The sequence below is a fragment of the Tropicimonas sp. IMCC6043 genome, from assembly GCF_004146235.1.
GTDB lineage: Bacteria > Pseudomonadota > Alphaproteobacteria > Rhodobacterales > Rhodobacteraceae > Tropicimonas.
In genome coordinates, this window is record NZ_SELO01000027.1 from 41051 (window position 1) to 50020 (window position 8970).

The following is an 8970-nucleotide window of genomic DNA, read 5'->3' on the forward strand; positions in this document are numbered from 1 at the left end:
GGCGCGATCAGCGCTTGAGCTTCAGCCGCTCGAGCTCGGGCGTGATCGGAATGTACTCCGCGTCATCTCCGGGTGGCAGGCGGAACGGCCCGTCCTGCCAGTCGGCCCGGGACCAGGCGGCCTTTGCCGCCTCAATCTTTTCCGGCGAGGAGGAGACGAAGTTCCACCAGATATAGCGCGGGCCGTTCAGCGTCTCGCCGCCCAGCGCCATGACGCGCGCGCCCTGCGGCCCGGCGCGCAGCGAGATCCGGTCGCCGGGGCGGAACACCATCATGCGGCCGGCCTCGAAGCTCTCGCCGGCGATCTCGATCGCCCCCTCGATGACATAGATGCCGCGGTCTTCGTGATCGTCGGGCAGCGGCAGATGCGCGCCCGGCGCAAGCGTCACGTCGGCATAGAAGATCTCGGACTGCATGGTAACGGGCGCCCGTTCGCCCCAGGCGGTGCCGAGGATGAGCCGTGCCTCCGCGCCGCCATCGCTCAGCATCGGCAGCGCCTCCTTGGCGTGATGCTCGAAATCGGGCGCCATGTCCTCCCGGTCCTCCGGCAAGGCTACCCAGGTCTGGATGCCGAAGAGCTTGTGGCGCGCCGCGCGGGTCTCCGCGCTGGTGCGCTCCGAATGGGTGACGCCGCTCCCCGCGAGCATCCAGTTGACCGCGCCGGGATGGATCATCTGATGCGTCCCGATGCTGTCGCGATGTTCGAACTCGCCCTGGAAAAGATAGGTGACGGTGCCGAGCCCGATATGCGGATGCGGGCGCACGTCGATGCCGCCCTCGGTGATGAACTCCGCCGGCCCAACCTGGTCGAAGAAGATGAAGGGCCCAACCATCTGCCGCTTCGGCGAGGGCAGCGCGCGCCGCACCTCGAAGCCGCCGATATCGCGGGCGCGCGGGATGATCATGGTCTCGATCGCGTCGAGCCCCGCTGCATTCGGGCAATCGGGGGCGAGGGTCGGGTTCCAGCTCATGGCATGTGGTCCTCTGGCTCGGGCCCGGAGCAGGGGCGCACCGTGGCCGGGGGCTGTGGCGTTTCCGCCTGCCGCGGGACCGGGAGCATCGTCCCGATCCGGTCGATCATTTTGCGGGTCTCTCGAGTCCCGTTCGCTTCGTTCGTATGGAATGTGGTGTCGCGGAGGGGCAAAGGCAACTGGGGCGCGCCAGCCCGACGCCCCCGCGCCTCTCCGTTGAAACGGCAAGAGTCCCTCTGTCCGGATGATTCGCCGCTCCGGAACCGACCGCCTCCGCGAAAACGGCCCGGTGGCGACCCCGACTGCGCCATAATCTATTCCGGAGGCTTCCGAAGACTTTCGCCGGCACATTGTCAAACAACGTTGTTTCCGGCTGATTGGTCCCGCGGACTCTTGCAGGTTCCGACTTGTTCCACCATTTTCAGGAGGGACGATTGAGGGGACAGTATGACCACCGACACGCTAGCGAAGCCCAAGGCCCTGACCGCAGCTTTCGTCAAATTGGTCACCGAACCCGGAAAGTATCACGATGGCAAGGGAACCGGGTTGTTCCTGTTGGTGAAGCCGACGGGTGGGCGGTTCTGGCTTCAGCGCATCACCATTCGCGGCAAGCGCCGGGAACTTGGCCTTGGCAGCCCGCCCGTCGTCACTCTGGCCGAGGCCCGCGAACAGGCGCTGGAAAACAAGCGGATGGTACGCAGCGGCGGCGATCCGTTGCGGGAGAAGCGCCGAGCGAAAGCCGTCCTGACCTTCGAAGAGGCCGCCCGCAAGACTCATGCCGAGCTTTCTCCGACCTGGAAGAATCCGAAAGACCGGGCGGCGTTCCTGTCCACGTTGGAAACATACATCTTCCCGCATTTCGGATCGGTGCCTTTGCCAGACGTCACCAGCGCGGACATCAGGCAAGCCATCCTCGCGGCGAGGGAGAAGGTGCCGCATGTCGCGCGGAAATTGGTCTACCGGGTTTCGTATGTGTTCAAGTGGGGGATTGCCGAAGGCATGTGTTCCGGCAATCCCTCCACGGCCGACGCGCTCGCGTTGCCTCAGGTGGAGCGGAAGCCCAAACACCGCAAGGCGCTCGCCTACTCCGAGGTTGCCGGATGCATCGAGACGGTTCACGCATCGAAGGCGTGGACGGCGACCAAGCTGTCGATAGAGTTCCTTATCCTGACGGCGAGTCGGTCAGGAGAAGTGCGGATGGCACATTGGGATGAAATCGACATGGACACGGCGACCTGGGAAGTCCCTGCCGAGCGGATGAAGATGCAGCGGCCGCACCGCGTCCCGCTGTCAGGCCGCGCGATGGAAATCCTCGGGGAAGCGGCGAAGCTCCGGGACGGCTCCGGCCTCGTGTTCCCGAGCGTGCGCGGCAAGGCGCTCTCCGACATGACGCTGTCCAAGCTGGTGAAGGAACTCGGCTTCGACGCCGACATTCACGGCTTCCGCACGTCCTTCCGGACGTGGGCACAGGAACGGACGAATTACCCCCGCGAGGTCGCCGAAGCCGCGCTGGCTCACAAGACCGGCGATGCTGTGGAGCAAGCCTATGCCCGCTCCGACGTGTTCGAGAAACGGCGGAATATGATGGAGAGTTGGGCGGCGTTTCTATCCGAATCGGACGCGAAGGTTACGAGGATTGGCTGACCCTGTCCGCGACGGGAGTGCAGAATTCCCACACCGGCAAGTCACCAATGCCGCGCAAAAAACGCAATCCTCACAACATGTTGGCGGTCCTAAAACGGCACAATCCAGCATATGGAATTCGCCTGCGCCCCCCACGTCATATCCCCAATTTTATACATTTTGACCCGCATCGGGCCGGACTCTACAGTTTGCGCACGCCTAGGAACGTGCCCCTAGATGTGCCCCCCAGCGGCTTTGCCGAGCCGCCAAGGGGCAGGTGGACTGAAAGGATTCCCGTCCACCTCCAGACTGGCACTCAATTCGACCGCCCGCAACCATTCCGGGCGGACAGCTGGAGATGTTAATGACGTCGAACACTGCTCAACCGCACGACCGCTTCCAACGCCGACCGATGGTCGAAGAAATGACCGGCCTCTCCCGGTCCTCCATCTACGCCAAGATGGACCCGCGCAGCCCGCACTTTGACCCCGAGTTCCCGACACCGGTCCGGCTCGGCAAGCGTGCGGTCGCATGGCGCGAAAGCGACATCATTGCCTGGATGAACGGTCGCGAGAGCACGGGTGCTTAGGTGGCTTTCCTGAGCCCGTTGCTCCAGGTCTCTCCGTTCGCCAGCGACGGCGGCGAACTGATTGGCCGCGACCCGCGCGAGATCCCGGCCGTTAACTGGATCGGCCAGCCCCTTCTGGTCGGCCTCAAGGCCATCCGGGCGAAATGCCTCGATTGCGCCATGGACGCGAAAAAGGTGCGAAAATGCTCCCGGACCGATTGCCCGCTCTGGCCTCTGCGCATGGGCACCGTGCCGAAGGGGTTCAATCTGGCGCGTCAGGGCGCCGGAAATTCCGGACCCGCTTGCACGGGTATCGCCATGCCCGGCGCTGTCGAGGCTGACGAAAATCCCGCCTGTGCGGCCGTAAACGATGGGGAGCGCGCAATATGACGGACGCTTCTTCCATCACCCGCACGCTCGGCGGCAAGTGGCATGGCCGCTACGGCACAGCGCCCTGTCCCGTTTGCCAACCGGAAGGCCGGAGAGATCAGGACGCCCTCACGCTTGCCGATGGCGGCAACGGGCGGCTGCTGGCCCATTGCAAGAAGTCCGGCTGCGACTTCACGGACATCCTGGCAGCCGCAAGTGTCGCCGGCTGCGGCTACGCGCCCCCGGACCAGCTTGTCATCGCGCAGCGCGAGGCTGAGCACCGGGCCGAGGCCGAGAAGCGCCAGCGGCAGGCCCTCGCCCTGTGGCGGGAGGCCCGGCCCATCGGCGGCACGGTCGCGGAGCGCTACCTGCGGGGCCGCGGAATCACCTGCGACCTGCCCGAGAGCCTGCGCTTCCATCCGGCCTGCTGGCACCCGAGCGCCAAGCGCTTTCCGGCGTTGGTGGCGCGGGTGGACGGGGCCGAGCGCTTCGCGGTTCATCGGACTTACCTTCGGGACGACGGCAGCGGCAAAGCCCAGATCGAGCCTGCAAAGGCGATGCTGGGGACCGTCGCCGGCGGCGCCGTGCGACTCACTGAGGCGCAGGGTTCTCTGGCGGTAGCTGAGGGCATAGAAACGGCCCTGAGCCTCACTTTCGGTCTCCTGCGCGCGCCTGCGGCCATCTGGGCGGCGCTCTCCACTTCCGGGATGCGGGCGGTGCAGCTTCCGCCCGAACCCGGACGGCTGACCATCGCGCCCGATGGCGATGACGCGGGCCGCAATGCCGCGATTGCCCCGGCCGAACGGGCGCACGCGCTCGGCTGGCAGGTCTCGCTCCTGCCTGCCCCCAAGGGATGCGACTGGAACGATGTCCTGACCATGAAGGGGAACGCCGCATGAACGCCCCCGACCCAATTCCCTTCATGGCCGAGGGGCCGCAACCGCTGCTGCGCGAGATTGCGCGCGGCGAAGTCTATCCCGTCGCCAGCCTCGGGCCACTGCGCGCCGCCGTGGAAGCGGTGCAAGGCATGGCGCAGGCGCCGGTCGCAATCCCGGCGGCATCGGCTCTGGCCGTGGCATCGCTGGCCGTGCAGGGCTTCGCGAATGTCGAGACCCTGGGCGGGCCACGCCCGCTGTCTCTCTACCTGCTGACCATCGCCCGATCCGGCGAGCGAAAATCAAGCTGCGACGCGCCGCTCATGGCGGCGCTGCGCGACCACGAGCGCGAGCAGGCCCACGCCCAGCGCGCGGAAATCGCAAGCTGGCAGAATGCGCAGGCGCTCTGGAAGGGTGAGCGTGACCGCATCCTTTCTGAGGCGAAGAAAGGCAAGGGCGAACGCAAACTGGCCGCGCGCGCCGACCTGGACGCGCTGGGGTCGGAGCCACCTTTGCCGCCCGCCGCTGACAGGACCGTGACCGAACCGACCTTCGAGGGTCTGACCCGGCTCTTTGCAACCGGGCAGCCGTCGCTCGGGATATTCAGCGACGAGGGAGGACAATTCCTCGGCGGCCATGCGATGAACAGCGACAACCGGCAAAAGACACTGGCCGCGCTGAATGACCTTTGGCAGGGCAACCCGATCCGCCGCACCCGAGCCGGAGATGGGCACGCCACACTCTACGGGCGGCGGCTGGCCGTGCACCTGATGGCGCAACCCACTATCGTCCGCGCCTTCATGACCGACCGGCTGGCGTCGGACTCCGGTTTCCTGCCGCGCTTTCTGATCTGCGAGCCGCCCAGCACCATCGGCACCCGACTTCATGCCAACGCCCGGCGTGATGACGCGGCGCTTGCCGTCTACAGGAACCGGCTGCGGGACATTCTCGAAACGCCGATGCCGTTTGACGAGGACACCCGCGAACTCCTGCCTCGCGACCTGCCGCTTTCGCCAGAGGCCCGTGCGCTGCTGATCGGCCTCGCGGATGCCATCGAGGCCGGTCAGGCTCCCGGCGGCGACCTGGCGCATGTCAGCGGCTACGCGTCGAAGGTGGCGGAACAGGCGGCGCGCATCGCAGGCGTGCTGGCCCTCTGGCATGACCTGAATGCGCCCGCCGTCACCGCGCAGGACATGGCCAATGGCATCGCGCTTGCGCAGTTCCATCTCTCCGAAGCGGTGCGGTTGGCCGACGCGGCGAACGTGTCCCAGGAAATCGACCGGGCGGATACGTTGCGGCGTTGGCTCCTGGAAATCTGGTCGCATCCCGAGGTGACGGTGCGCGACGTGGTGCAGTACGGGCCGAACGCGCTTCGCGAAACTCCGAAGGCAGCCGCTGCGCTGGCGATCCTCGAGCGTCATGGCTGGATTGCGCTGCTCGCACCGGGAACCATTGTCAGGGGAAGCGCGCGCAAACTGGCGTGGCGCATCGTGAGGGACGGCAGCGATGTGGTTTGACGTGAATGCCGCGCTGGCCGAGATCGAGGGCGGGACGAAATCCGTCACAGAAGCCCAGCCCCCTGCTACAACCGCTACAACCGCTACAACCGCTACAAAGCCCGTCCGTGTAGCGAATGTAGCGGGTGTAGCAACGCTCTCGACCCCAAAAGCCGAAGCCATCCCGCACTGCGCGGCGCGGCGTGTTGCAGAAGTAGCGGATGTAGCAACCCCCGAGACCTTGCCGCATGGCGTCTCCGTCGCGGGCAGCCCGCTCACCTGGACAGGCCGTGTCGTCTCGCTCGAAGCGTGGCGGCGGCTGTCGGAATGGGAGCGGCACGGGCCGGACGGCCGGCTCTGGAATGGGCTGACACGGGAATGGGAGACAGTGGAATGACGAAAACCAGGAAACCCAAGGGCAACGAGTCAATTACCGTTGATCCCGATGATCCGGAGGACCGGAAGGGCAAACTCAAGGAATTCGGTGGGTCGCTGTCCGACAATTGGAACAGCATGCTCACCAACCAGGTGGCCGGGTCGCTCTGGATGAGCAACGCGGACGCGGCAGACCGTGACCGGTTGGCGAGTTCCATGGTGGCGGGATTGCGCGGGATCGCACCCAGGGACGAGTTGGAGGGCATGATGGCAGCACAACTCCTCGCGGCCCACAACGCTGCCATGGAGTGCTACCGCCGCGCCATGATCGGCGAGCAGACCTTCGAGGGGCGCAAGGAAAACCTGAACCAGGCGAACAAGCTCTCCCGCACCTGGGCGACTCTGCTGGACGCGCTGAACAAGCATCGCGGCAAGGGCCAGCAGAAGGTCACGGTCGAGCATGTCCACGTCCACGCCGGCGGCCAGGCCGTGGTCGGCACAGTGGAGCGACCGGGGGGAGGGGATCACAGCAAGATCGAGGAACAACCCCATGCAAAGCAGATTGCCCATGCACCTGAGCCCCCGCTGTGGGGCGAAGACCCGGTCCGGGAGCCCGTGCCGGTCCCCCGCGATGGCGAACGGCCGCTGCCGTATGCACGGGGAAAGTCACCAGGTGCCCCGATCGGGAATGACAACGCGCGCAAGCATGGCCTCTACGCCGCCGACGCCATCGCCGAGCGGCGGGCTCTGTCTGCGCTTCTCCGCTCGATGCGCGGGCTCGTTGAGGAAGTCGACTGAGGTAGCCAATGACCGATTACAACGTGAAGCCAGTCAACTGTGCAGAGCCATCAGTCGTATGTTACAGTTTAGGTGTCGACCGGATCACCGCCCCCGGGACTGTTCGCACCATATCCCAATAGGCCCTACGATCTTGACAAGACCATTCGCGGCCTGAGACGGGTAGCGATATTCGGAATCCTTCCGCCGTAACTCAAAGCCTGGTGAAACGGTCGGAATGTACGCAGAAGGCACCGAACAAGTCAGACGACCTGAAGGTCATCCCAAAGATCGGCCTTGGTGATGTTCTCGACAGCTACAGCTCCAGAGCCAAGGTTGAACACGACATCATTGCCGACCTGCACCGCTGCGTCGAAAATTTCCGATTTCGTGAGCAGCGAGTCGTAAATGATAATCTCGTCCAGATTGTCCTCGAAGTCCTCGATCACATCGTTCCCTTCGTCAGGCCGGAATACGAACTGGTCCGAGCCGGACCCGCCGACCAGATAGTCGTTGTCGGTCTCGCCAAGCAGCCGGTCATTGCCATCGCCGCCGTTCAGGTAGTCCTGCCCCCAGCCTGCAATCAGGAGGTCGTTTCCAGCTTCACCACGAAGAACATCGTCATGCGCCTGACCATAGAGCTGGTCGGAGCCGGCCCCACCTTGCAGAATGTCGTTTCCGTTCGACCCATACAGCTTGTCATTGTCCAGCTGCCCGAACAACTTGTCGTCGCCGTCACCTCCCGCCAGGATGTCGTCGCCAGTGCCGCCATTGACATAATCGTTGCCATCATTGGACCAGATCCGATCGACCTGACTGCCGCCATCAACATAGTCGTTGCCGCTGCCGGCGTAGACAACGTCGAAGCCCTCCTCACCGTAGATCATGTTGTCGCCGCTGCCGCCATACAGACGATCATGGCCCCAGGAGCCGTACAACTTGTCGTTGCCCTCGCCGCCGACGAGCGTGTCGTCAAGACCGTCGCCGTAGAGGATGTCGTTTCCAGTTCCGCCATACAGCAAGTCATTGCCATTGCCGCCGGAGAGCGTGTCCCAATCTTCTTCGCCATATAGGGTGTCGGCGCCATCCCCGCCGCTCAGGTAGTCATCGCCCAAGCCACCGTAGAGAACATCCATGCCCCAACCGCCATACAGCCGATCGGCGCCGTCCCCGCCGGAGAGCGTGTCGTTATGGCCGTCACCGTAGAGCGTATCGTTGCCAACACCGCCATACAGCCAGTCGTTCCCATTACCACCGGAAAGCGTGTCCCAATAGCCGTCGCCATACAGAGTGTCGGATCCATCCCCGCCGTTCAGGTAGTCATTGCCCAAGCCGCCGCGCAGGACGTCTACGCCCCAGCCTCCGAAAAGCTTGTCGTCGTCATTGCCGCCGTACAGCGTGTCGTCATGGCCTTCACCGTAGAGCGTGTCGTTACCATCCTCTCCATATATAAAGTCGTCTCCTAAGTAGCCCCGAATCACGTTGTCTTTGCCGTTCCCATGAATCGTGTCGGCATTGTTTGTTCCGTTGAAAACTATTTGCAGGGAAACAGGGGATGGATCCGGGGCGGGCCCTCCAAATTCATCATTGGCAATGACCCAATCTTGAATCTCGGAAAATGCCGCCGGTGAGATATAGGTTGCCCATTCGTCTGAAGAGTGGATTCCCACAATGAAATACTCTCCGCCATCCTTCACATACATCGGTGAGCCGCTGGCCCCGAACCAATCCAGACCTGTCTCTGACTCATAACCGTGAACAATTACATCTCCATTGAAGTATTCCAAGCCTGAGAACGGCAGTGGAATAGTCGACCACGGTAGCGGCGGGGATGTTTCTCGCTGCGGGCGGAGCAAAAGTCGCCCAGTATCGGCCCTTTCTGTTCTGATTTCAGGGGGGCGGGAGCATTTTCACCGT

General features: G+C 64.1%; 9 protein-coding genes. 6 read left to right on the plus strand and 3 right to left on the minus strand.

Going from position 1 to position 8970, the window contains the following annotated elements; translation table 11 throughout:
• Positions 1 to 7: 7 nt before the first annotated feature.
• Positions 8 to 970, minus strand: a complete 963-nt coding sequence (locus EU800_RS19185) for a pirin family protein (RefSeq protein ID WP_129634751.1) — start codon at positions 968 to 970, stop codon at positions 8 to 10.
• Between the two features lie 447 nt (positions 971 to 1417).
• Here EU800_RS19185 and EU800_RS19190 point away from each other — a divergent pair, with 447 nt between their 5' ends.
• The 5 genes from EU800_RS19190 (at position 1418) to EU800_RS19210 (ending at position 5922) form a co-directional block, all read left to right on the plus strand.
• On the plus strand, positions 1418 to 2614 hold the full coding sequence (locus EU800_RS19190; RefSeq protein WP_129634753.1) for a site-specific integrase: 1197 nt from the start codon (positions 1418 to 1420) through the stop codon (positions 2612 to 2614).
• Between the two features lie 343 nt (positions 2615 to 2957).
• Positions 2958 to 3182: an AlpA family transcriptional regulator gene (locus tag EU800_RS19195; RefSeq protein WP_129634756.1), complete on the plus strand. Its 225-nt coding sequence runs from the start codon at positions 2958 to 2960 to the stop codon at positions 3180 to 3182.
• On the plus strand, positions 3183 to 3551 hold the full coding sequence (locus tag EU800_RS19200) for a hypothetical protein (protein WP_129634758.1): 369 nt from the start codon (positions 3183 to 3185) through the stop codon (positions 3549 to 3551). It abuts the gene before it with no gap.
• A complete protein-coding gene (locus EU800_RS19205) occupies positions 3548 to 4429 on the plus strand; it encodes a toprim domain-containing protein (RefSeq protein WP_129634760.1) in 882 nt (293 codons plus the stop codon). Before EU800_RS19200 ends, EU800_RS19205 begins: the two co-directional genes overlap by 4 nt.
• Positions 4426 to 5922: a YfjI family protein gene (locus EU800_RS19210; RefSeq protein WP_165354741.1), complete on the plus strand. Its 1497-nt coding sequence runs from the start codon at positions 4426 to 4428 to the stop codon at positions 5920 to 5922. The genes EU800_RS19205 and EU800_RS19210 overlap by 4 nt, the downstream gene beginning before the upstream one ends.
• Before the next feature lie 405 nt (positions 5923 to 6327).
• Here EU800_RS19210 and EU800_RS29040 read toward each other — a convergent pair whose 3' ends face one another.
• Complete coding sequence (locus EU800_RS29040) at positions 6328 to 6846, minus strand: hypothetical protein (protein WP_305798587.1); 519 nt, start codon at positions 6844 to 6846, stop codon at positions 6328 to 6330.
• Between EU800_RS29040 and EU800_RS29045 the strand changes: the two genes are divergently transcribed.
• On the plus strand, positions 6845 to 7231 hold the full coding sequence (locus EU800_RS29045; RefSeq protein ID WP_305798588.1) for an HGGxSTG domain-containing protein: 387 nt from the start codon (positions 6845 to 6847) through the stop codon (positions 7229 to 7231). The two genes, EU800_RS29040 and EU800_RS29045, sit on opposite strands and share 2 nt — an antisense overlap.
• Before the next feature lie 85 nt (positions 7232 to 7316).
• On the opposite strand, the gene EU800_RS19225 is transcribed toward EU800_RS29045, so the two are convergent.
• Positions 7317 to 8840, minus strand: coding sequence for a calcium-binding protein (locus EU800_RS19225; protein WP_129634764.1), 1524 nt, complete (start codon positions 8838 to 8840; stop codon positions 7317 to 7319).
• Positions 8841 to 8970: the final 130 nt, after the last annotated feature.